The following is a 20,664-nucleotide window of genomic DNA, read 5'->3' as shown; positions in this document are numbered from 1 at the left end:
TAAGACTGACGAAGTCAGTTACATATATCTACGGAAAGGCGAAGCTGACGCGGTTTGAATTTGATTTTCGAAGAGTATAAAGTTTGTTTTTGTATCTTTCAGAAAAATAAGGTATACTGTATGTAAACGATTTCAAAGGAGTTCAGTTATGGAGAAAACAATTTTTATTCCAAATAAACAGAGCATTTTAGGAGAACAGGAAATTTTGACTGCCAAGTCAATCTTGGCCTTGGTAGATGGTTTGGAGTCACATAGCTATGATGCTGTCTATCTCCGTCAGCCTCTTAACCGTCTCGAGTATATCGAGTGTGCGATAGTGGGGCAATCACAATTTCTTTTTAAAGTCAGTTATGCTGATGGTCAAAAAGCTTACCGTGTCGATCTTCCTGACCTACTCACGAAGACAGACTGGGAAATCATCAAGTCATTTTTAGATGCTTTGCTTGCTTATACAGGGACTGAGATTGAAGGACTAGATGGTTTTGACTTTGAAGATTATTTCCAAGCAAGTATTCAAGCCCATCTTGCAGACACTGCAGCCCGTTTTACGATTTGCCAAGGAATTTTTAATCCTGTTTTCTTTAGTCATGAGGATTTGAAAAGGTTTTTAGAGGAGGATGGTTTGGCACAGTTTGAAGCACGTGTACGTGCAGTTCAAGAGACAGATGCTTACTTTGCAAGAGTTTCCTTCTATCAGGATGGAGAAGGAAAAGTGCACGGTGTTTACCATTTGGCTCAAGGCGTCAAGACTGTTTTGCAGAGAGAACCATTTGTTCCTGCAGCCTATATGGAGCAATTGGTGGATAAGGAAGTCCAGTGGGAGATTGACTTGGTTCAAATCACAGGAGACGGCTCTAAACCAGAAGACTATGAGGCTATCGCTCGCTTGGACTATGCAAAATTCCTAGAGTCACTACCATCAGCATCTTACCACCAACTAGACGCCAATCAATTAGAAGTACAACCCATCTTAGACAAATATTTTAAAGCATTAGCACAAGAAAAGTAAAGCAGAAGCAGGTCAATCGACTTGCTTTTTTGGCATAGAAAAATCCTGCCATAGAAGACAGGATTGCTACTCAATGAAAATCAAAGAGCCGACTAGGAAGCTAGCCGCAGGCTGCTCAAAACACTGTTTTGAGGTTGTAGATAAGACTGACAAAGTCAGGAACATATATCTACGGTAAGGCGAAGCTGACGTGGTTTGAAGAGATTTTCGAAGAGTATGAAGTTTAAAGAAAGGCCAAGATACGAAGATAATCTCCAATCAGTGCCACTTCAGCTACAAAGAAGAGGAGGATAATAACTCCGTTCACAAGGACAGACAAGAATAACTGATAGAAGGAGTCGGCTTCACTTGCTTGACTTGGTCTGGTAATGATATGGAGACTAGCAAGCAGAATGATTCCAATGCTAATCACACATAAAAGGGCTGAAAATCGTAGGCTATCAAAGAAGGCAAAGAAACTAGCAATAGCAGTGAGGAAGATTGGAATTGCCAAGAGTTGACTATATTGTTGGAGAACCTTGTCTAGCGTCCAGTCCTTTTCTTGGTAGATAAATCGTCTCACGACGAAACTACCCAAGAGGAATGAAAAGAAGAAGAGTGTTGTCGCTACTAGGATAGAGATGATAGAAAAGAGAGTTAAAGGTGCTAGTTGCTCAGGGAAGTGGCTGTTTATAGTTGCTATATGTCCATAGTAAGCATGTTTGATGTGGTAGATACTAAAGAAAAAGGAAGATGCAGAAAACAGAATGAGCAAGAGAAAGGCTGTATAGCTGTGTGTGCTACTTGTTTCAAGATTGTTCGTAGGAGATTTGATTGCTTCCACTAGCCAAGACCAAAAATCAAGCGCTTGCTCTTTCCATTTATCCCTAGATTTTGGAGCTTGGTCGGGGATATAAGGACTTTCTAAAGATTTACTGATAAGAAGGGGCTCTTTTGTGGTTGCTTTTTGCTGAGGACGAGCTTCTTGGCTTTCTTCAGCTATAGTGACTTTTTCTGTTTCTCCAGAAAGATCTGGCTCTTCTTCACTAGAATTAGATGCCTTCTTTTCTTCTATTTCTGTTCTCGCTTCACCGTCTTTAGGAGTTTCAATTTTCTCTTCTTGCTGGCTTTCCAGTTCGACTGCAGCTTGAGAGACTTCCTCCTCTACTTGAGTATTTTTTTCAATTGGTGTATCGAGATCGGCTATCGTTTCTTCAGCCTTGTCTGCAAGCTCTTGAGCTTGCTTTTCAGGCTTGTTCTTGCTTGTTGTTTTTACAAAATCATTACTTTCAAACCATTCTTGTTTCATGGTAGAACCTCCTTTTAGTTAGATAAATATGTTTCCATAGTAGCAGATGTAAGCGTTTTTGTCAACGTCTGCTTGGTGTGGATATTAGTTCAATATCATCATCAGATCTCGCAATGAGTTGATCCTTGACATCGGTTTTTTCAGTTTTGTAAGGGTTGCTTAATTCCGTGCCTCTTGATTCAGGCTTTTCTCTTGTGAATTGGAAGATAGAACCGTAGTTACTTGAGATGTCCAAGTTAATTCGTTGGCTTTCTTTCTGGTCTAGGATGATTCTGAAATAATCTTTGGCAGTTAGTTCAACCTTACCATGGACTTGGATTTTTTCAGCGTGGAAGTGATTTTCTGTTGACTCTAGCTGACTATCTGTCAGTTCTGTGCTAAAGATATTGATGATATTGGGTGTTGTGAGTTTACTGTTTTTGATACGACTTCCTTCAATTCGGAGGATATAGCTGTTTGTATTGAGGGTCGCATTTTCAAGGCTAGCATTTATGATGGTGGTTTGTCTGCGATTGGCTGAGATGTTGATTCCTTTTAGGCTTCTTCCTTTTGGTAATTGGAGAATAACTTCATCAAAACGACTAGAGTAGCTGCTTGCGATATGGAGAATCCCGCCAATTCCAGAAGAGAGAAACGGACTTTCAGACAGTTTCTTATCAGTGAGGCTTAGCGTTTTATCGTTTTGATTGGTGATAAGATCATGGTTAGCAGAAATAGATGGATGATAAGAAATGTGAATTTGATCATCCAAAGAGTCTGTGATGGTCAGCGCGTGTTGGTAGAGCGTAATCTCTAGGTTTTCGACTTCCTTGCCAAAGGTCAGTTCTTCCGTACGGCTATCATAGACAGGCTCTTTGGACATGGAAAGTAGGCTCTTGATTCCGTCAGATTGGATGCCTACAAAGAGCAGGATAAAGCCGATAACGGTAGTCACCACACCAAAAATGAGAAATCCTTTTGTCAATTTACGCATGCTGGTCACCTCTCTTTCCTTTTTTAAGAACAAATTGCACCAAGCGAACAATGAGTAGACCGAAGAAACGAGCTACATAGGAAATGCCTAGTAAAACTAGTGAAGAAGCACCGATAGCCAGTAAACCAGAACCGAAAATCAAGATAAAGGCTGGTTTGGCTTGGGCTAAGACAGTGAAACTTTCAACTAAAAATAGGAATCCGCCAATGATACCAAGTATGGAAACTGCAAAGAAAGCCAGAATAACAGTCAAAGCGGCTACAAGGATTGCGAACAGGGTCACGAGGATGGCGATTCCCAGAGGAATACCGATGGGTGCTGCAAGGAGGGCTAACAAGGCGATATGCAAAATTTGTCGGTTATTTTTTTGAGCGGGTGCCTCATTGATTTTTTTATCGAGAAGATTAGAGAGGACTTCGTGAGCTGCTTCCTTAGGAGTTCCTAAGCTAGCGATGAGTTCTTCCTCTCCTTCGACTCCAGCATCGTCAAAGAGCTCTCTGAAATAGTCCATGGCTTCAATTTGGTCAGCTTCAGGTAGTTTCTTGAGATAGAGTTCTAGCTGAGTCAGGTATTCAGTTCTTGTCATGGCGGATACTCCCTTCTATGATGCCATTGATGGTGTCTGTATAGAGTGCCCATTCATCTTTTAGGGTCAAGAGCTGTTCTATACCACCATTTGTCAAGGAGTAGTATTTGCGCATGCGACCTTGGAACTCTCTAGAATAGGTTGTCAGAAAGCTATTGCCTTCCAATTTTTTGAGAATGGGATAGAGTGTGGATTCTTTGATATTAGCGATGAGCTTAATGGTTTGGCTAATCTCATAACCATAAGAATCCCCTTTTTCCAGTACGGCCAAGATGAGAAATTCAATCAAGGCAGAGGATGTTGGAAAGTACATGGGAAACCTCCTTTTCTAATGTGTAAGATTTTTATATATAATTTTTCTACACATACATTGTACATCTAAAAGAAAGCCCTGTCAAGAGAAATGTGTAAAATTTTTATATATAAAAAACTTCTAGCTAAAACTAGAAGTTTAAAGGATCTTATCCGCTCTGTCCACTGTAAAGAGGGCCACAGTCATCAGGATATCGATGAGCAAGAGGGCAGCTACAGATGGTACCCAAGAGTGGAACAGGTCAAAACTGTAACCAAAGAGGGTTGGCCCAAAGGCTGCTAGGATATAGCCTCCTGTTTGAGATAGGCCGGACAATTGGGCTGTCTTTTCAGGGGCGCTTGTCTTGAGTGAAAAGTTGACCATGAGATAAGGGAAGAGGGCGCTGGTTGCGGTTCCGATGAGGAGATGGATGGTAAGCCAGTAAATGAAATGATTGATTGGGAAAAAGAGCATGGAAATGCCGACCACACCAGCTAGTGAGACCAGAGTGAGCATGAGCTGACGGTTGCGAGTTGACAAACTGGTTGTCAGGCTTGGGATGGTCATTGAAAAAGGAATGCTAATCAGAGATAAGATAGAAGTCAGCAAGCCAGCTTCGTGACTGGATAGGCCTGCATGGATAGCCATGGTAGGTAACCAGGTCATGACGGTGTAAAAGATCAAGGATTGAAAACCTGAAAAGATAATAATTGCCCAAACCTGTTTATTACGCATGACCTTTATTTGACTTTTTTGTTTGGTTTGTGGAGCTAGTCTATGATTATAGCGGTGATTTGGGAGCCAGACCAAAAAAGTTGCTAGACAGAGTAACGTGAGGAGGAGGATAAGTCCTTTCCAAGAACTGGCTTGTGTAATGGGCACAGCTAGATAGGAAGCCAGAGCCGTTGCAATCCCCATAGAGGTTACATATAAGGTGGTCAGAAAACCAATTTTCTTTGGTTGATTGGCTTGGATAAGACTAGGAAGCAGGACATTGATGACTGCGACACTTGCCCCAACCATCAAGGTTCCTAGATAGAGCAGGGGCAGATTGATTAGTCGAATAAGTGAGCCGATGGTCAAGAAGAAGAGGCTGTAGGTGAAGAGATGCTCCAAGCCGATTTTCTGAGCCAGTCGGGTAGAAAATGGTGAAAAGAGGGTAAACATAAGGAGAGGCAGGCTGGTCAAGACACCAAGCGAACTAACTTCTACCTCTAGACCTTGCGAAATATTTCCCAAAATAATGGGTAAAACAGTAAAAGGAGTTCGCAAGGAAACACCAATCAGGATAATACCTGGAACAAAAAAGAGTGATTGCTTTTTCATATAATACCTCTTATAGCTGATTTTAATAACAGCTTATTTTAAGGCTTTTTCACTATAATGTCAAGTAAGGTTTCTGGCTTTCAAGATAAAAATGGGAAAGTCTTGAAAATTATGATAGAATGGTGGAAGGAAAAATTCAGGAGAGTAGTAGTGACTCAAAATGTTAAAAGTCTTCTCGTATCCATTGTAATCAGTGCATACAATGAAGAAAAATATCTGCCTGGTCTAATTGAAGACTTAAAAAATCAAACCTATCCTAAAGAGAATATTGAAATTCTATTTATAAATGCTATGTCCACAGATGGGACCACAGCTATCATTCAGCAATTGATAAAGGAAGATACAGAGTTTAACTCAATTAGATTGTATAACAATCCTAAGAAAAATCAAGCTAGTGGTTTTAACCTGGGAGTTAAACATTCTGTAGGGGACCTTATTTTAAAAATTGATGCTCATTCAAAAGTTACTGAGACTTTTGTAATGAACAATGTGGCTATTATTCAACAAGGTGAATTTGTCTGTGGGGGGCCTAGACCGACGATTGTCGAAGGAAAAGGAAAATGGGCAGAGACCTTGCATCTTGTTGAGGAAAATATGTTTGGCAGTAGCATTGCCAATTATCGAAATAGTGCCGAGGATAGATATGTTTCTTCTATTTTTCATGGGATGTATAAACGAGAGGTTTTCCAGAAGGTTGGTTTAGTAAATGAGCAACTTGGCCGAACTGAAGATAATGATATTCATTATAGAATTCGAGAACATGGTTATAAAATCCGCTATAGCCCAAGTATTCTATCTTATCAGTATATTCGACCAACATTCAAGAAAATGCTGCATCAAAAGTATTCAAATGGTTTGTGGATTGGCTTGACAAGTCATGTTCAGTTTAAGTGTTTATCATTATTTCACTATGTTCCTTGTTTATTTGTTTTGAGTCTTGTGTTTAGTCTAGCATTGTTACCGATCACATTCGTATTCATAACTTTACTATTAGGCGCCTATTTTTTACTTTTATCACTACTCACTTTGCTGACTTTATTAAAACATAAAAATGGATTTCTAATTGTGATGCCCTTTCTTTTATTTTCCATTCACTTTGCTTATGGCCTTGGAACGATTGTAGGTTTAATTAGAGGATTTAAATGGAAGAAAGAGTACAAGGGAACAGTAATTTATTTGGAAAAATAAGCCAAATAAATTAAAATGTGCTACAATAACAATATAGTAAAACTCTTTTAAGGAGGAGTAGATTGACATGAATAAAAAACTAACAGATTATGTGATTGATCTGGTGGAAATTTTAAATAAACAACAAAAGCAGGTTTTCTGGGGAATATTTGATATTTTCAGTATGGTGGTTTCGATCATTGTATCTTATATTTTATTTTATGGGCTGATTAATCCAGCACCTGTTGACTACATTATCTATACGAGTTTGGCCTTTCTGTTCTATCAATTGATGATTGGTTTTTGGGGGTTGAATGCTAGTATTAGTCGTTACAGCAAGATTACGGATTTCATGAAAATCTTTTTTGGTGTGACTGCCAGCAGTGTTTTGTCTTATGGAATCTGCTATGCCTTCTTGCCACTCTTCTCCATCCGTTTCATCATTCTCTTTATCTTGTTGAGTACCTTCTTGATTTTATTGCCACGGATTACTTGGCAGTTAATCTACTCTAGACGCAAAAAAGGAAGTGGCGATGGAGAACACCGTCGAACCTTCTTGATTGGTGCTGGTGATGGCGGAGCCCTCTTTATGAACAGTTACCAACACCCAACCAGTGATTTGGAACTTGTTGGTATTTTGGATAAGGATGCTAAGAAAAAGGGTCAAAAACTTGGTGGTATCCCTGTTTTAGGCTCTTATGACAATCTGCCTGAATTAGCCAAACGCCATCAAATCGAGCGAGTTATCGTTGCAATTCCGTCGCTTGACCCGTCAGAATATGAGTGTATCTTGCAGATGTGTAATAAGCTGGATGTCAAATGTTACAAGATGCCTAATGTTGAAACTGTTGTTCAAGGACTTCACCCAGCAGGTACTGGATTCCAAAAAATTGATATCATAGACCTTTTGGGCCGTCAGGAAATTCGTCTTGACGAATCGCGTCTGGGTGCAGAACTGACAGGTAAGACCATCTTAGTCACAGGAGCTGGAGGTTCAATCGGTTCTGAAATCTGTCGTCAAGTTAGTCGCTTCAATCCTGAACGCATTGTCTTGCTCGGTCATGGGGAAAACTCAATCTACCTTGTTTATCATGAATTGATTCGTAAGTTCCAAGGGATTGATTATGTACCTGTGATTGCGGACATTCAAGACTACGACCGTCTCTTGCAAGTCTTTGAGCAGTACAAACCTGCTATTGTTTATCATGCGGCAGCCCACAAGCATGTTCCTATGATGGAGCGCAATCCAAAAGAAGCCTTCAAAAACAATATCCGCGGAACTTACAATGTTGCTAAGGCTGTTGATGAAGCCAAAGTACCTAAGATGGTTATGATTTCGACAGATAAGGCGGTCAATCCACCCAATGTTATGGGAGCAACTAAGCGCGTGGCGGAGTTGATTGTCACTGGCTTTAACCAACGTAGCCAATCGACTTACTGTGCGGTTCGTTTTGGGAATGTTCTTGGTAGCCGAGGTAGTGTCATTCCAGTCTTTGAACGTCAGATTGCTGAAGGTGGGCCTGTAACGGTGACAGACTTCCGTATGACCCGTTACTTTATGACTATTCCAGAAGCTAGCCGTCTGGTTATCCATGCTGGTGCTTATGCCAAGGATGGGGAAGTCTTTATCCTTGATATGGGCAAACCAGTCAAGATTTATGACTTGGCCAAGAAAATGGTCCTTCTAAGTGGACACACCGAAAGCGAAATTCCAATCGTTGAAGTTGGAATCCGTCCAGGTGAAAAACTCTACGAAGAACTCTTGGTATCAACAGAACTTGTTGATAACCAAGTTATGGATAAGATTTTCGTTGGTAAGGTTAATGTCATGCCTCTAGAAGCCATCGATCAAAAGATTGAAGAGTTCCGCACTCTTAGTGGAGATGAGTTGAAGCAGGCTATTATCGCCTTTGCCAATCAAACAACCCACGTTGAATAAAAAAGAAAAACGCATATTATCAGGTCTTGAGCCTTGGTAATATGCGTTTTGTTATGTAGAGGCTTATACTCTTCGAAAATCTCTTCAAACCACGTCAACGTCGCCTTGCCGTAGGTATATGTTACTGACTTCGTCAGTTCTATCTGCAACCTCAAAACGGTGTTTTGAGCTGACTTCGTCAGTTCTATCTGCAACCTCAAAACGGTGTTTTGAGCTGACTTCGTCAGTTCTATCTGCAACCTCAAAACGGTGTTTTGAGCTGACTTCGTCAGTTCTATCTGCAACCTCAAAACGGTGTTTTGAGCTGACTTCGTCAGTTCTATCTACAACCTCAAAACAGTGTTTTGAGCATCCCACAGCTAGTTTCCTAGTTTGCTCTTTGATTTTCATTGAGTATTACTTCATTTTCTTCTGAAATGGAGTTGTTACCCAGTCTATGCTATTGAAAATACGCCAAAACTTCTAAGGGTTTGTGGGCGATATAATCAGGCTGATAGTTGAGCAAATCTGCTTGCTCTCCAAATCCCCAAGTGACGGCCAATTTCTGAATGCCTGTTTCTTGAGCTCCAAGCATATCAAACTTGGTATCTCCGATGATGATGGCTTGTTGAGGGACTAGTTGATGTGTCTGCAAGGCCTGGCGAATGACATCTGCCTTATGAGGTGCTTCAGAGCTGGAACCATAGATGCCATCAAAGAAATGATGGATTCCCAAGTTGTTAGTCATGTCTTGAGCGATTGGAGTATTTTTTGTCGTGGTGATGTAGAGTGGATAACTGCTTGATAACTCCTCAAGCAAGTCTACAATCTGAGGAAATAGTTGAGCTTCATAGATGCCTTTTGCCTTGTAGTAAGAACGATATATCTGCACAGCCTCAGCGATTTGTTCTTTGGGCAGGCAGGTCGCAAAACTACTTTCGAGGGGCGGTCCCATAAAACCACGAATCGTTTTGGCATCAGGGCTAGGCACCCCCAGCTCCTTAAAGGTATGGGTAAAGGCATTGTGAATTCCGATAGAACTGTCGACGAGGGTTCCATCCAGATCGAAAAAAATCGCTGTGATAGAGGTCATGGTTTCTCCTATTTGATAAACTTATTCTCCGAAAATTTCTTTTTGGAGGCGACGACCAGTAGGGGTGGTAGCGAGTCCACCTTCAGCTGTTTCACGAAAGGCAGTTGGCATGCTTGCTCCTACTTGGTACATGGCATCGATCACTTCATCCACAGGGATTTTAGATTCGATACCTGCCAAGGCCATGTCTGCTGCGATGAAAGCAAAGCTAGCTCCCATGGCATTACGTTTGACACAGGGAACTTCGACCAAACCTGCAACAGGGTCACAGATGAGGCCTAGCATATTTTTAATGACAAAGGCAATAGCTTGACTGGCCTGATAAGGTGTTCCACCTGCAGCCAGAGTCAAGGCGGCAGCACTCATAGCAGAGGCTGAACCAACTTCAGCTTGACACCCACCCTCAGCACCTGAGATGGAGGCATTGTTTGCGATGACTAGTCCAAAGGCACCAGCAGCAAAGAGGAAATCCAATTGTTGCTCGTGGCTGAGGTCTAATTTTTCAATAGCAGCAGTGAGAACGGAAGGGAGACAACCGGCACTTCCTGCGGTAGGAGTAGCGCAGACCAAGCCCATTTTAGCATTGTGTTCATTGACTGCGATGGCATTTCGGGCAGCCGAGAGAATCGTATAATCTGACAGAGTTTTTCCGTTTTCGATGTAGTGATCCAATTTGGCAGCATCTCCACCTGTCAGGCCACTACGAGATTTATTTTCATTGAGGCCAAGTTGGACAGAGGCTTTCATAACTTCCAGATTGCGTTCCATGAGAAGGAAGACTTCTTCACGTTCGCGACCGGTCAATTCAAACTCTGTTGTAATCATGAGTTCTGCGACATTTCCTTGAAAGTCCAGATCTGCTTGCTCGACCAATTCTTTGATAGAATAAAACATGCTTCCTCCTATTTAAAGAAATTGACATTGTGGAGATGAGGGATTTTTCGAATTTCTTCGATAGCCTCATCACAGTTGCGACTGTCAACTTCGATAATCATAATGGCTTTTTCACCAGCTTTTTCACGAGTAACATTCATCTGGGCGATATTGATACCATAGCGGGAAAGCGCCTCTGTAACAAGGGCAATCATACCTGGAATATCTTGATGAACGATGATGATAGTCGGTGTATTCATATTGAGAGAGACGGCAAAACCATTGAGTTCGGTTACCTGAATATTTCCTCCACCGATAGAAATACCAGTCACGCTGATGGTCTTGTGGGCATTTTTAACAGTAATTTTAGTGGTGTTAGGGTGAGGGGCATTGCTGTCTTTCTGAATGGTCCAGACAATCTTGATACCACGCTTGTGGGCAATTTCCAGACTATTTGGAATTTCAGGATCATCTGTATCCATTCCTAAAATACCTGCAACAAGGGCTAGGTCTGTTCCGTGACCACGATAGGTCTTGGCAAATGAGTTAAAAAGTTGGAATTCAACTTCTGTCGGAGTATCATCAAAAATGGAAGAGACAATCTTCCCAATACGAACAGCACCAGCGGTATGGCTACTAGATGGGCCAATCATAACTGGTCCGATGATATCAAAGACAGATTGAAAACGAAGTGATTTCATCAGTTTCCCCTTATAAAAATTCTTATCTCTATTATATCAAAGAATGAGGGGCTTGGCTTTAATTGTGGATGAAAACCTTTCTAATACCTTAAATAGCATAAAAATAGTATCTTTTATGACAAAAAACACATTATTTAGGGAAATAAAAAATAATTTTGTAATATTTCTACATAAAAGTGTTAAGAAATAGTAATATTTAAAAGGTATGATAGAACTATAGAAAGAAGGAGAATTTTCAAATATGAAATCAACAACTAAAAAGATTAAAACAACTCTTGCAGGAGTAGCTGCCTTGTTTGCAGTATTTGCTCCATCATTTGTATCTGCTCAAGAATCATCAACTTACACTGTTAAAGAAGGTGATACACTTTCAGAAATCGCTGAAACTCACAACACAACTGTTGAGAAATTGGCAGAAAACAACCACATCGACAACATTCATTTGATTTATGTTGGTCAAGAGTTGGTTATCGATGGTCCTGTAGCGCCAGCAGTACCAGCTTCAACGACCTATGAAGCTCCAGCAGCCCAAGATGAGGCTGTTTCAGCTCCAGTGGCAGAAACTACAGAGGTAGAGGAAGAAACTCCAGTAGTAAGTGAAACAGTAGCAGAAGAAACAGTTGCTTCAACTGTAAGCGGATCTGAAGCAGAAGCCAAAGAATGGATTGCTCAAAAAGAATCAGGTGGTAGCTACACAGCTACAAACGGACGTTATATCGGACGTTACCAATTGACCGATTCATACTTGAACGGTGACTACTCAGCTGAAAACCAAGAACGTGTAGCAGATGCCTATGTAGCAGGACGTTACGGTTCATGGACTGCTGCTAAAAACTTCTGGCTTAACAACGGCTGGTATTAAGAAATAACGAACAGAATAATATGAAAAGGTCGAGGAAATCCCTCGACTTTTTATATTTCCTTCGGTTGAGAATAGATCTCTACTTCTTTTTTGAGATGAGACAGCATAGAAGTTTCCTCGGTCAGCTCTAGAAGTGAGAAACCTTTTTGGATAAGTCTAGCGTCATCCCTACAAATCCCGATACGGACATAGCAGATAGCAAGTCTATCGTAGTGCTTCTTTTTCTTGGCATCCTCTAGTAAAGTATAGCAGATTTGTTGACACATGTTTTTGTCTTGATGGTATAAGTAAATGGTGGACAGATTGAGTAGGATTGCCATTCGTAAGTCATATAAATGTTGGTAGTTTTTATAGACTTCCAAGCGTTGCAAGATTTTTCCAGTGATGAGATGGAGGTGTTCAATGGGAAAGCTGAAAAGAATGGTATTGAGGATTTTTAGGTCATTTTCATACCATGTATCTTGTTTTTCAATTTTTTCCCAAAGCTTTTTGATAGTCTGTTTTACTTGGTCTGACAGTTGCTCTGTACCATGTTGACGGATATGAATGACAACTTCCAGCATATCCCTGATCTCTTCTATAGAGAGGTCATGATGGGTCTTGAGATAGTTTTGGCATTTTTGAAATAGTTTTTCGAGTTCACTAGTCCCTAGGATTGAGCTCATATTGAGATAGGTTTGCATGATTTCTGTTCGTTGGCTTGGTTGATAGAGATGGCAGATATAGTCAAACTCTTCAAAACTCATATTGATTTGCTGGAGAAGAAACTCCATATTTTCATATTTGGGAGTTGCTTTACCGCCTTCAATCTTTGATAGGCTGGTTCTTGAGAGGACATTTCCACAGACCTCTTCTTGGGTCAAGCCTTTTGACTCGCGTATTTCTTTATAGACCTTTCCGAAATCATAACGCATAATTTTCTCCTTTTCGTGAAAAAAGTTAACAAATAATAAAATCTAGTTAAAAATATTGTATCATAGTAACAGGAATAGTAAAAAAGAAAACTAAAATAATGTGTGAAAAAAGTTAACTAATTTTAAAATAGAATAAAGAAGAGGTATACTATAGATACAAAATATGGATAGGAGGGAAAAAGTATGAATAAAAAAGTTTTTCGCTTTTTAGTTGTTCTTGCTTTCTTATTTAGCATTGCTACGGTTTTCCCATGGAAATGGCCGATATAATGCGCTAGTTGCAAAAATGAAAGGAAGATGAGTCCAATGGATTATTTAGTAATTACATAAGATTTTCTGTGAATGTTAATTTCGTTTTAAGGTAGTTATTCTATAAATTTGAATTCATTATAATTTTGATTTTTAGTTTATCATATTTGGTTTCACAGGAAGTATATCATATCCCAAATTAAAGAAAACAACACAATACAACATGTTTTTCATTTTGTATTGTGTCGTAAGTGGAGCGAAAGGATTGGATTGTAATAATGAAAAAACTAGATACTAAAACAAAGTTATTTGCAAGTATATGTGCTACGTTAATGATTGGTGCAATGGCTGTCTCTGCTAGAGAAATTTCGGACTACGATATGATTATGCCGAGATTCGGAGGTCGTACAGTGACTGACTCATTATATAAAACAAATCAATCAAGAGGAGTAAATAATAATACATCAATCGGTGGTGGTTATACAATGCACTGTGCTATTTTTAGAGGTGACGCTCAAATGACACGTACATATTCTTCAGGCAGTGGAGATAGGATTTATTTGAATTATAATAGTCCATCAGATGCAGAAGGATCTAATCTTAGATTGGGTGGATGGACAGGGTTCGCAACATATGTTAAAGTTCAAACCAGCGGTTCGTGGAGTCCTGATGAGTATTAAGAGCTAGAATATAGGTTTGTATATTTGGGGGTGAGCATGTTCGCTCATCCCATTTGTTTTATAGGAGAGAAGTATGGATTACAAGGTCAGTATATTTTTAAAAGGGATGAAAAATAAGCAATTCTTTTTAGCAATATTAATTATTTTAACTTCTATGATATTTTCTGTAAGTGCATTTATTGAAGAGGGGATGGAGTATTTTTTTAATCATGATTATATTGTGGTATTTTTACAAGGTTATAATGGTGATAGGTCGTTGTTAATAGTTTTGGCACCTCTTATTGCAACAATTCCTTTTGCGTCACAGCATATCGAAAATAGAAAAAGTGGAATAATGAAATATATTATATCAAGGATGGGATATAAACAGTATTTTAATTCTATTTTTATAATCAATGGATTCATATCATTTACAACATTTATTTTTGGAATGTTATTATTCTTGATAATGTCAATTTTATTTTTTAATAGAAGTATAAATATGGATGCTTATTATGCAATAACAAAAGTTTCTATTTATGAATCAGCAGTGAGGACATCCCCGTTATTTTATGTAGTAATAATCATTTTACATTGTTCCTTTGTTGGCGTTGCATATAGTAGTGTTGGATTGGCGATGTCATATTTTATTAAGAGCAAATTTGTTGCATGGTTATCCCCATTTATTTTAACGACAATAGGATCATTGTTTGCTATGTTTTTAGGTCTTACTAAAATTGAACCAATGGCAATTTTTGATGTTTCAAGAGTAAAAGGAATAAGCATAATATTTGTTTTTGTATATTTGATACTTGTAGTAGTAATATCATATTGGATGTCGTATAAAAAATTTAAAAGGGATATAGAAACTGATGAAGAAATTTAAAGAATTAAAAAATAAAGAAGATTTTTATATAGGTTTTATATATTTATTAGTGGCTTTTGCTATATTAGCAAATTTTAGTCAGCTGATAGTATTGAAATATAAATTTGGGAATTTTCATTTTGGTGAGCTGATTCTTATCATGTTTAATGATTCCTATACTGGATATTTCACATTTCCGTTTTTATTAGCTTTCATAATGATGCTACAAAGCCCAGTTGAACAAAATATATTTTTTGTACTAAGTAGGTATTCAAGTAGAAATGATTTTTATAGAAATAAGCATTTCAAAATTTTGAAAAGTGTGATTTATTATGTGGTTAGTATTTGTATATTTTCCACTATAGTAGGAATAGGAGATTCTAACTTTGGCATCGGCATTTCAACAGCCACAAAAAAATTTTCAGAAACGTATTTATTTGGAAATTTTGAAACGAATATCGTAATTTATGAGATAGGGAAGATAATAATTTTACAAGGATTGTTGCTATATTTCTTTTCCCTGCTCCATGCACTTTTAACACAGTTTAGAATATCACAATCGTTAGTATTTGTTATCTATACGGGCACTTTGATTGTAATGGCGGGTTCAACATTGGGCTTGTTAGGAGAACATCTGAGACCATTTTCATTGTTTTCTATTTCCGGTTCAGTATATGGTTACGGTATAAATTTCATTGGTAGATGTGGGATATTGGTATTTGTTGATGCAATGTTAGTTCTATTAAATTTTAAAATATTTGAAAATAAAGATATTACATTACCTAAAGGAAGTAAGCAGTATCAAGATGAGTAAGGAGTTGAAACGTATGGATTGTATAAAAGTAGATCATCTTTCAAAAACATTTGGGAAAAAGTGTGTTATAGATGATGTTAGTTATGTTTTTGAATCAGGTAAAATATATGGAATTATAGGAACCAATGGATGCGGGAAAAGTGTATTATTTAAAATGATTTCAGGACTAATGAAACCTACTACGGGTAAGATTACAGTTGGAAGTGTAATTGTTGGTGAAAATGGCTCTATGCCACTTGATGTAGGCTTACTTATTGAACATCCAGGATTTTTGTCTAGTCTAACTGCATTAGAGAATTTAGAGCAATTAGCTACAATCAAAAATAAAATTACTAAGAAAGAGATTGAGGAAGTATTGAATAAGGTAGATTTATATCAGGATAAAGATGTAAGAGTAAAAAATTATTCATTAGGTATGTTACAAAGGTTAGGGATTGCCCAAGCATTGATGGAAAATCCTAAGATTTTACTCCTAGATGAACCATTTAATAGTATGGACTATGAAGGTGTAGAAGAACTTAGAAAAATAATTAAGAGTTATGCTCGAAAGAATCATATTACTATGTTGGTCACATCTCACAATAAAGAGGATATTGAAGTATTATCTGATATTGTTCTTGAATTGAAAAATGGTAAATTAGTTGAGATATCTAACTTTTAGTAATGGTAGGTGGCTAACTTTATTATAGACCTTCCCGAAATCATAACGCATGATGTACTCCTTTTTGTGAAAAAAGTTAACAAATAATAAAATCTTAGCAAAAATATTGTATAATAGTAATATAGAAAGTAAGGGAGAAAACTAAAATAAGTTTAAGTAGTACTATGATGTAGCTAGAAAAGAAAGAATTCTAGCTTGATACAATATTACCAGTCTTATTTAAAGTTGTTATGGAACTATTTTCAAAATAGATAGGCCTCTTCTTTAGGCAGAAGCGTGAATCAGGAGGTTAAGTGATGAACTACAATTTAAAATATCTTTTATCAGGAATATTTGTCCTAGCCTTTATAGGTTTCCTAGTCTGGATGCGTTATTTTAATCAGAAGAAGGAAGAAGAGCATTCGGATGTGTCTTTTGAAGCGAGGTTAGATAGTGAGGTCAAGGACTTATATAAACAACTAGGATTGGGTGAGGAGCCTCATTATTTCTTAGCGTATCGCTACCTACATCCTTGGTTTGATTTGGCGATTTTACCACCAACAGTTGAAATTTTCTTAACTAAAATAGCGCTGGTGATGGTAACTCCAGATGAACTACTGATAAGAAATCTTGGGAATGGGATGACTTTCACAAGTGAGCATCATCGTGATTTGCGGCAAGGACTTATCCGCATTCCAAAATCAGAGATGAAAGAATTTGAGATTCGTAACTGGAAAAAATTTTTTGTATTTGGCGATTTTTTGACAATTAAAACAAGCCAACATAGCTATTATTTACAGGTTAGAGATGATGGACTTCAAAAAGGAAGTCTTTCTACCAAACATTTCTCAGACTTGAAACGACAAGATTTTCTAGGATTATTAACAGATAAAAGAACATTCTGATCGACAATTGCCCTAGTTGTTTATTGTAAACTTTACAAATTTGGCTTGTAATTTTTTTATAAAATTCACTTCAATTACTTGACAGTTATTATATTTTCGCTTATAATAATATAGATAAAAGGATGGGATAGGAGTTTAAAAATTTGAAAACGCTATCCATGTTGTTTATTGGGCTGATTCTTGAGTAATAGTTAGAGTGTGCTTAATACTACTCTGGTTGTTCAAAGACCTGATACAGAAGAGAACTATTCTCCTAGTTAAGAGTAAGTTCGTTGTTTAAAAATGAAATGAGATAGTGAGAAAATTAGTTAAAATTGGTGTTGCATCTTTAATGGTATGTAGTATACTTGCTTCTACAAGTGTTTTGGCAGTATGGGTTGATGGTGGTCAATGGAACTATGGAGTAGGATGGTCAGGAAATTTTGGTTATTCTGATTATTTACATTCTACTCGCTCTCATACAGCAACTGTTAAAGATGGAAATAAATTCTCTAAGGATCGTGCAGAAGCTGAGGCATGGGCTCGGGCTTCAATCTTCAAATTCCCACCAACGGGAATGGAATATTTCTATGGATTTTAATTAAAATTCTCCCTCCCCTTTTGGAGAGGGAGTTTCTTTACGGGAGGTATCTCTATGAAAAAAATCAGTCATCTTTGTATGCTCCTGCTCTTACTGTGTACTACGTTTTTTGTCCTGAATGTAAATGTTACACGAGAAATAGTGCGGATTCAGGAGATGGGCAAAACAACTTATTCATTTGACTTGTACTTGAAAGATGTCACTAAACCGACAGAAACGATTCTCCAATTTTTTGAAGAGGTTGCAAATCAAGACAAGGTCTCTATTATCAAAGTAGATAATGGCGATGAAGCCGTCAAGGCTGGTGTTTTTAATAAGGAAACCTTCCCCTATCAGGAGTTCAGTCTGACTTCTCTTGATTTTTCAAAGAATGAGAAGGGGGTCTACAGCAACCAGGATCTTCCCAATAATCTAGGAACCATTCCCACCTTTTTAAAGGTGAAACTCATTCGACTCCAGACCTTCCAATCCTATATTGAGGATAAATCCCATACTGTAAATGGGCGCTACATGATTACCTCCAGCAAAGAGATAGATCGCGATACCATTCTACAAAAGTGGAGTGATTTTTTCCAGATAGATAAGACGATTTTATTAGAACCCACTTACCGAAGTCAGGTTGGAGTGCTAAATCAAGATTTGTTACTATCTATCATTATCTTTATCTTGGCAATCTTGCTTGTGATTTTAATGACAGTTTATCAGCCGATGATGGAGATGAAACGAGTGGGGGTTCAAAAGTTACTTGGTTTTCAAAGCAGGGCGATTTTAGCTGGTTTTGTAAAGACTAATTTTTATCTTCTCTTGGGTGGAAGTCTTGTCATTGACTTGGGACTATTTTTAGTGCTGGACTACAGGCCAAAACTTTTGTTTCCAAGTTTACTCTTATCCCAATTTCTGCTTTTACAGTTGTATTTGTTCATCAGTTGGCTGACCTACCTGATGATTCAGAAAATGACAGTCAGTTCCATGTTGAAAGGTTTTTCATCTTTCAAATTTGGTCTTATCTTCAATTATGTGATGAAAATAGGGACAACTATTTTACTGACGGCCTTACTGATTGGGGTGGGCAGAAGTTTAGAACAAGAAAACAAAGAACTTGCTTATCAGCAACAGTGGGTAAGTCAAGGTAATTACCTGACCTTAGAAACCTTCAAACTCAATGATAATCTGTGGCAAGAAGAGCTAGCAGGGTCAGGGAAATCTACAGATTATTTCTATCGATTTTATCAGGATTTGGTAGAAAAAACGCAGGCGGGCTATGTGCAGAGTAGCAGTCTTCCTGTAAAAAATTTTGTCCAATCAGAACAGATTCAGCAATATCAGTTAACAGATACGGTGGATGTTTACTATGCCAATCGCAATTTTCTAAAGAGCAAGGGATTCAAGCTACCAGATACCGGCACTAAAAAGGTGATTTTGTTGCCAGCTAGTGACAAAGGACAAGAAGATAAAAATCAGCTCTTGGGGAAGTTAATTGCCTTTCATTCGATGAAGTATGAAGAGCAGCAAAAACGAACGATAGAGGAGATGGATGTCGAGATTGCCTATTATGAAGGAGATTGGTCATTTTTCCCATATAGTGATAAGCGAAAGGAAAATCTCTCCAATCCAATTATTAGCTTGGTCAATGATTCTGATATGATGTGGGATGAGAAAGCCTCCCTGTCAACAACTGGCTTAAATAATCCGATTAAAATTGAAAATACGGTTCAACATCAAAAAGAGATTACAGAGTTAGTTGAGAAATTGTCAGATGGAAATTATTTAAAATTTTCATCTATTCAAGCCATTCAACAAGAGAAAGTGGATTCTTATCGAGATGCTGTTCGGAATTTTAACCTACTCTTTGCTTTGTTTGGTCTCCTTAGCATGATGATTTCCTACTTCTTACTAGTAACAACTTTCTTATTGAAGCGCAGGGATATCATTACCAAGAAGTTTATGGGGTGGAAACTGGTCGATCGCTACCGTCCTCTCCTCGTTCTGCTCTTGCTGGGCTATAGTCTGCCTCTTCTAGTCTTGATTTTCTTTGCCCATGCGTTCTTGCCATTTCTGCTGTTTGCAGGCTTTACATGTCTGGATATACTATTTGTGCTAGTTTTGGCTTCTAGGATGGAGAAAAGAAGTCTAGTAGAGTTATTGAAAGGGGGTATCTTATGATTGAGTTGGAAAATATTACCAAAATCATTGGGGGAAAAGTGATTTTGGATCACTTGTCTCTCAGGATTGATCAGGGGGATTTGGTAGCCATTGTTGGCAAGAGTGGTAGTGGTAAGTCAACCTTGTTAAATTTATTAGGTTTGATAGACGGTGAATATAGCGGACGGTATGAGATTTTTGGTCAGACAAATTTAGCGGTCAATTCTGCTAAGTCGCAAACAATAATCCGTGAACATATCTCTTATCTATTTCAAAATTTTGCCCTGATTGATGATGAAACGGTCGAGTACAATCTCATGCTGGCGCTGAAATATGTGAAATTGACCAAGAAAGACAAGCTCAAAAAGGTGGAAGAGATTTTAGAGAGAGTAGGTTTGTCAGCTACTTTGCACCAAAAGGTCTCCGAGTTGTCTGGTGGCGAACAACAACGAATTGCAGTTGCTAGAGCCATCTTAAAACCCAGCCAGCTGATTTTAGCCGATGAACCAACAGGTTCTCTGGACCCTGAAAATAGAGATTTGGTCTTGAAGTTTCTCCTAGAGATGAATCGAGAGGGGAAAACAGTCATTATTGTGACCCACGATGCTTATGTAGCCCAACAATGTCATCGTATCATTGAATTGGGCGAGGGAAAATGAGTTCATTCAGCTTCATTTGACTGACTGAATACTCATGTTTTTCAGAGAGAAATAGCATAAATACGCCTAGGAATGACATTTTTATGTAATTTTCCTAGGTTTTTCTGTTTTAAATTGAAAAAAATTACAATTTAGGCTTGACAAAGGAT

21 protein-coding genes and 1 pseudogene are annotated in these 20,664 nt (G+C 38.2%); 12 read left to right on the top strand and 10 right to left on the bottom strand.

All coding sequences use genetic code 11. The features are described 5' to 3' along the window. The first annotated feature begins 148 nt into the window (after positions 1 to 148). A complete protein-coding gene (locus tag HT709_RS01065) occupies positions 149 to 1,009 on the top strand; it encodes a DUF4299 family protein (protein WP_172925424.1) in 861 nt (286 codons plus the stop codon). Positions 1,010 to 1,232: 223 nt separating this feature from the next. Here HT709_RS01065 and HT709_RS01060 read toward each other — a convergent pair whose 3' ends face one another. The 5 genes from HT709_RS01060 to HT709_RS01040 form a co-directional block, all read right to left on the bottom strand. After that, positions 1,233 to 2,297, bottom strand: a complete 1,065-nt coding sequence (locus HT709_RS01060; protein WP_172925423.1) for a DUF6574 domain-containing protein — start codon at positions 2,295 to 2,297, stop codon at positions 1,233 to 1,235. A 61-nt stretch (positions 2,298 to 2,358) separates the two neighbouring features. After that, positions 2,359 to 3,270, bottom strand: a complete 912-nt coding sequence (locus HT709_RS01055; RefSeq protein WP_172925422.1) for a DUF4097 family beta strand repeat-containing protein — start codon at positions 3,268 to 3,270, stop codon at positions 2,359 to 2,361. After that, on the bottom strand, positions 3,263 to 3,856 hold the full coding sequence (locus HT709_RS01050; RefSeq protein ID WP_172925421.1) for a DUF1700 domain-containing protein: 594 nt from the start codon (positions 3,854 to 3,856) through the stop codon (positions 3,263 to 3,265). Before HT709_RS01050 ends, HT709_RS01055 begins: the two co-directional genes overlap by 8 nt. Beyond that, entirely contained in the window at positions 3,843 to 4,169 is a 327-nt protein-coding gene (locus HT709_RS01045; RefSeq protein WP_000273854.1) for a PadR family transcriptional regulator, read from the bottom strand. Before HT709_RS01045 ends, HT709_RS01050 begins: the two co-directional genes overlap by 14 nt. 138 nt (positions 4,170 to 4,307) lie before the next feature. After that, on the bottom strand, positions 4,308 to 5,474 hold the full coding sequence (locus HT709_RS01040) for a CynX/NimT family MFS transporter (RefSeq protein WP_172925420.1): 1,167 nt from the start codon (positions 5,472 to 5,474) through the stop codon (positions 4,308 to 4,310). 57 nt (positions 5,475 to 5,531) lie between these two features. On the opposite strand from HT709_RS01040, the pseudogene HT709_RS01035 reads away from it, so the two are divergent. Both HT709_RS01035 and HT709_RS01030 read left to right on the top strand, forming a co-directional pair. Continuing rightward, a pseudogene (locus tag HT709_RS01035) lies at positions 5,532 to 6,676 on the top strand (glycosyltransferase family 2 protein). Between the two features lie 53 nt (positions 6,677 to 6,729). Continuing rightward, positions 6,730 to 8,580: a nucleoside-diphosphate sugar epimerase/dehydratase gene (locus tag HT709_RS01030; protein WP_001035691.1), complete on the top strand. Its 1,851-nt coding sequence runs from the start codon at positions 6,730 to 6,732 to the stop codon at positions 8,578 to 8,580. 84 nt (positions 8,581 to 8,664) lie between these two features. Here the strand turns inward: HT709_RS01030 and HT709_RS01025 are convergent, their stop codons facing one another. The 4 genes from HT709_RS01025 to sdaAB are packed head-to-tail and all read right to left on the bottom strand — an operon-like array spanning position 8,665 to position 11,226. After that, entirely contained in the window at positions 8,665 to 8,970 is a 306-nt protein-coding gene (locus HT709_RS01025) for a hypothetical protein (RefSeq protein WP_172925419.1), read from the bottom strand. 49 nt (positions 8,971 to 9,019) lie between these two features. After that, positions 9,020 to 9,652 (bottom strand): HAD hydrolase-like protein, encoded by a 633-nt coding sequence (locus tag HT709_RS01020; RefSeq protein ID WP_023939097.1) that lies wholly within the window; start codon positions 9,650 to 9,652, stop codon positions 9,020 to 9,022. A gap of 21 nt (positions 9,653 to 9,673) precedes the next feature. Continuing rightward, positions 9,674 to 10,546, bottom strand: a complete 873-nt coding sequence (sdaAA, locus tag HT709_RS01015; protein ID WP_000500038.1) for an L-serine ammonia-lyase, iron-sulfur-dependent, subunit alpha — start codon at positions 10,544 to 10,546, stop codon at positions 9,674 to 9,676. Positions 10,547 to 10,554: 8 nt separating this feature from the next. Beyond that, entirely contained in the window at positions 10,555 to 11,226 is a 672-nt protein-coding gene (gene sdaAB / locus HT709_RS01010) for an L-serine ammonia-lyase, iron-sulfur-dependent subunit beta (RefSeq protein WP_000838912.1), read from the bottom strand. Positions 11,227 to 11,467: 241 nt separating this feature from the next. Between sdaAB and HT709_RS01005 the strand changes: the two genes are divergently transcribed. Then, a complete protein-coding gene (locus HT709_RS01005; protein WP_023939095.1) occupies positions 11,468 to 12,088 on the top strand; it encodes a LysM domain-containing protein in 621 nt (206 codons plus the stop codon). A 50-nt stretch (positions 12,089 to 12,138) separates the two neighbouring features. Here the strand turns inward: HT709_RS01005 and HT709_RS01000 are convergent, their stop codons facing one another. Then, positions 12,139 to 13,002: a helix-turn-helix transcriptional regulator gene (locus tag HT709_RS01000; protein WP_001268181.1), complete on the bottom strand. Its 864-nt coding sequence runs from the start codon at positions 13,000 to 13,002 to the stop codon at positions 12,139 to 12,141. 527 nt (positions 13,003 to 13,529) lie between these two features. Between HT709_RS01000 and HT709_RS00995 the strand changes: the two genes are divergently transcribed. The 8 genes from HT709_RS00995 to HT709_RS00960 all read left to right on the top strand — a co-directional run bounded on the left by HT709_RS00995 (position 13,530) and on the right by HT709_RS00960 (position 20,515). Beyond that, complete coding sequence (locus HT709_RS00995) at positions 13,530 to 13,931, top strand: hypothetical protein (protein WP_000732159.1); 402 nt, start codon at positions 13,530 to 13,532, stop codon at positions 13,929 to 13,931. Positions 13,932 to 14,004: 73 nt separating this feature from the next. Then, the gene (locus HT709_RS00990) at positions 14,005 to 14,796 is read left to right on the top strand and encodes a hypothetical protein (RefSeq protein ID WP_000385027.1); all 792 of its coding nucleotides are present in this window, start codon (positions 14,005 to 14,007) and stop codon (positions 14,794 to 14,796) included. Then, on the top strand, positions 14,783 to 15,589 hold the full coding sequence (locus tag HT709_RS00985; RefSeq protein WP_000713604.1) for a hypothetical protein: 807 nt from the start codon (positions 14,783 to 14,785) through the stop codon (positions 15,587 to 15,589). Before HT709_RS00990 ends, HT709_RS00985 begins: the two co-directional genes overlap by 14 nt. Before the next feature lie 13 nt (positions 15,590 to 15,602). Continuing rightward, complete coding sequence (locus tag HT709_RS00980; RefSeq protein ID WP_049779943.1) at positions 15,603 to 16,250, top strand: ABC transporter ATP-binding protein; 648 nt, start codon at positions 15,603 to 15,605, stop codon at positions 16,248 to 16,250. A gap of 296 nt (positions 16,251 to 16,546) precedes the next feature. Then, on the top strand, positions 16,547 to 17,134 hold the full coding sequence (locus HT709_RS00975) for a hypothetical protein (protein WP_001108790.1): 588 nt from the start codon (positions 16,547 to 16,549) through the stop codon (positions 17,132 to 17,134). Between the two features lie 295 nt (positions 17,135 to 17,429). Continuing rightward, a complete protein-coding gene (locus tag HT709_RS00970; RefSeq protein WP_001230167.1) occupies positions 17,430 to 17,714 on the top strand; it encodes a lactococcin 972 family bacteriocin in 285 nt (94 codons plus the stop codon). 54 nt (positions 17,715 to 17,768) lie between these two features. Then, the gene (locus tag HT709_RS00965; protein ID WP_138707253.1) at positions 17,769 to 19,877 is read left to right on the top strand and encodes a bacteriocin-associated integral membrane family protein; all 2,109 of its coding nucleotides are present in this window, start codon (positions 17,769 to 17,771) and stop codon (positions 19,875 to 19,877) included. After that, the gene (locus tag HT709_RS00960; protein ID WP_050223630.1) at positions 19,874 to 20,515 is read left to right on the top strand and encodes an ABC transporter ATP-binding protein; all 642 of its coding nucleotides are present in this window, start codon (positions 19,874 to 19,876) and stop codon (positions 20,513 to 20,515) included. Before HT709_RS00965 ends, HT709_RS00960 begins: the two co-directional genes overlap by 4 nt. Positions 20,516 to 20,664 lie beyond the last annotated feature (149 nt).

Source organism: Streptococcus sp. 1343, assembly GCF_013277355.1.
Taxonomy (GTDB): Bacteria; Bacillota; Bacilli; order Lactobacillales; family Streptococcaceae; genus Streptococcus; species Streptococcus pseudopneumoniae.
Note: the sequence above shows the minus strand (reverse complement) of the source record. Positions and strands in the feature narration are given on the sequence as shown.

Bases quoted from the DNA above. Each gene is read 5' to 3' on its own strand.
- HT709_RS01005 (WP_023939095.1), top strand. From the start codon at position 11,468: ATGAAATCAACAACTAAAAAGATTAAAACAACTCTTGCAGGAGTAGCT.
- HT709_RS00980 (WP_049779943.1), top strand. From the start codon at position 15,603: ATGGATTGTATAAAAGTAGATCATCTTTCAAAAACATTTGGGAAAAAG.
- sdaAB (WP_000838912.1), bottom strand. From the start codon at position 11,226: ATGAAATCACTTCGTTTTCAATCTGTCTTTGATATCATCGGACCAGTT.
- HT709_RS01030 (WP_001035691.1), top strand. From the start codon at position 6,730: ATGAATAAAAAACTAACAGATTATGTGATTGATCTGGTGGAAATTTTA.
- HT709_RS00990 (WP_000385027.1), top strand. From the start codon at position 14,005: ATGGATTACAAGGTCAGTATATTTTTAAAAGGGATGAAAAATAAGCAA.
- HT709_RS01045 (WP_000273854.1), bottom strand. From the start codon at position 4,169: ATGTACTTTCCAACATCCTCTGCCTTGATTGAATTTCTCATCTTGGCC.
- HT709_RS01050 (WP_172925421.1), bottom strand. From the start codon at position 3,856: ATGACAAGAACTGAATACCTGACTCAGCTAGAACTCTATCTCAAGAAA.
- HT709_RS01065 (WP_172925424.1), top strand. From the start codon at position 149: ATGGAGAAAACAATTTTTATTCCAAATAAACAGAGCATTTTAGGAGAA.
- HT709_RS00975 (WP_001108790.1), top strand. From the start codon at position 16,547: ATGAACTACAATTTAAAATATCTTTTATCAGGAATATTTGTCCTAGCC.
- HT709_RS00995 (WP_000732159.1), top strand. From the start codon at position 13,530: ATGAAAAAACTAGATACTAAAACAAAGTTATTTGCAAGTATATGTGCT.
- HT709_RS00965 (WP_138707253.1), top strand. From the start codon at position 17,769: ATGAAAAAAATCAGTCATCTTTGTATGCTCCTGCTCTTACTGTGTACT.
- sdaAA (WP_000500038.1), bottom strand. From the start codon at position 10,546: ATGTTTTATTCTATCAAAGAATTGGTCGAGCAAGCAGATCTGGACTTT.
- HT709_RS00985 (WP_000713604.1), top strand. From the start codon at position 14,783: ATGAAGAAATTTAAAGAATTAAAAAATAAAGAAGATTTTTATATAGGT.
- HT709_RS00960 (WP_050223630.1), top strand. From the start codon at position 19,874: ATGATTGAGTTGGAAAATATTACCAAAATCATTGGGGGAAAAGTGATT.
- HT709_RS01020 (WP_023939097.1), bottom strand. From the start codon at position 9,652: ATGACCTCTATCACAGCGATTTTTTTCGATCTGGATGGAACCCTCGTC.
- HT709_RS01060 (WP_172925423.1), bottom strand. From the start codon at position 2,297: ATGAAACAAGAATGGTTTGAAAGTAATGATTTTGTAAAAACAACAAGC.
- HT709_RS01000 (WP_001268181.1), bottom strand. From the start codon at position 13,002: ATGCGTTATGATTTCGGAAAGGTCTATAAAGAAATACGCGAGTCAAAA.
- HT709_RS01055 (WP_172925422.1), bottom strand. From the start codon at position 3,270: ATGCGTAAATTGACAAAAGGATTTCTCATTTTTGGTGTGGTGACTACC.
- HT709_RS01040 (WP_172925420.1), bottom strand. From the start codon at position 5,474: ATGAAAAAGCAATCACTCTTTTTTGTTCCAGGTATTATCCTGATTGGT.
- HT709_RS01025 (WP_172925419.1), bottom strand. From the start codon at position 8,970: ATGAAAATCAAAGAGCAAACTAGGAAACTAGCTGTGGGATGCTCAAAA.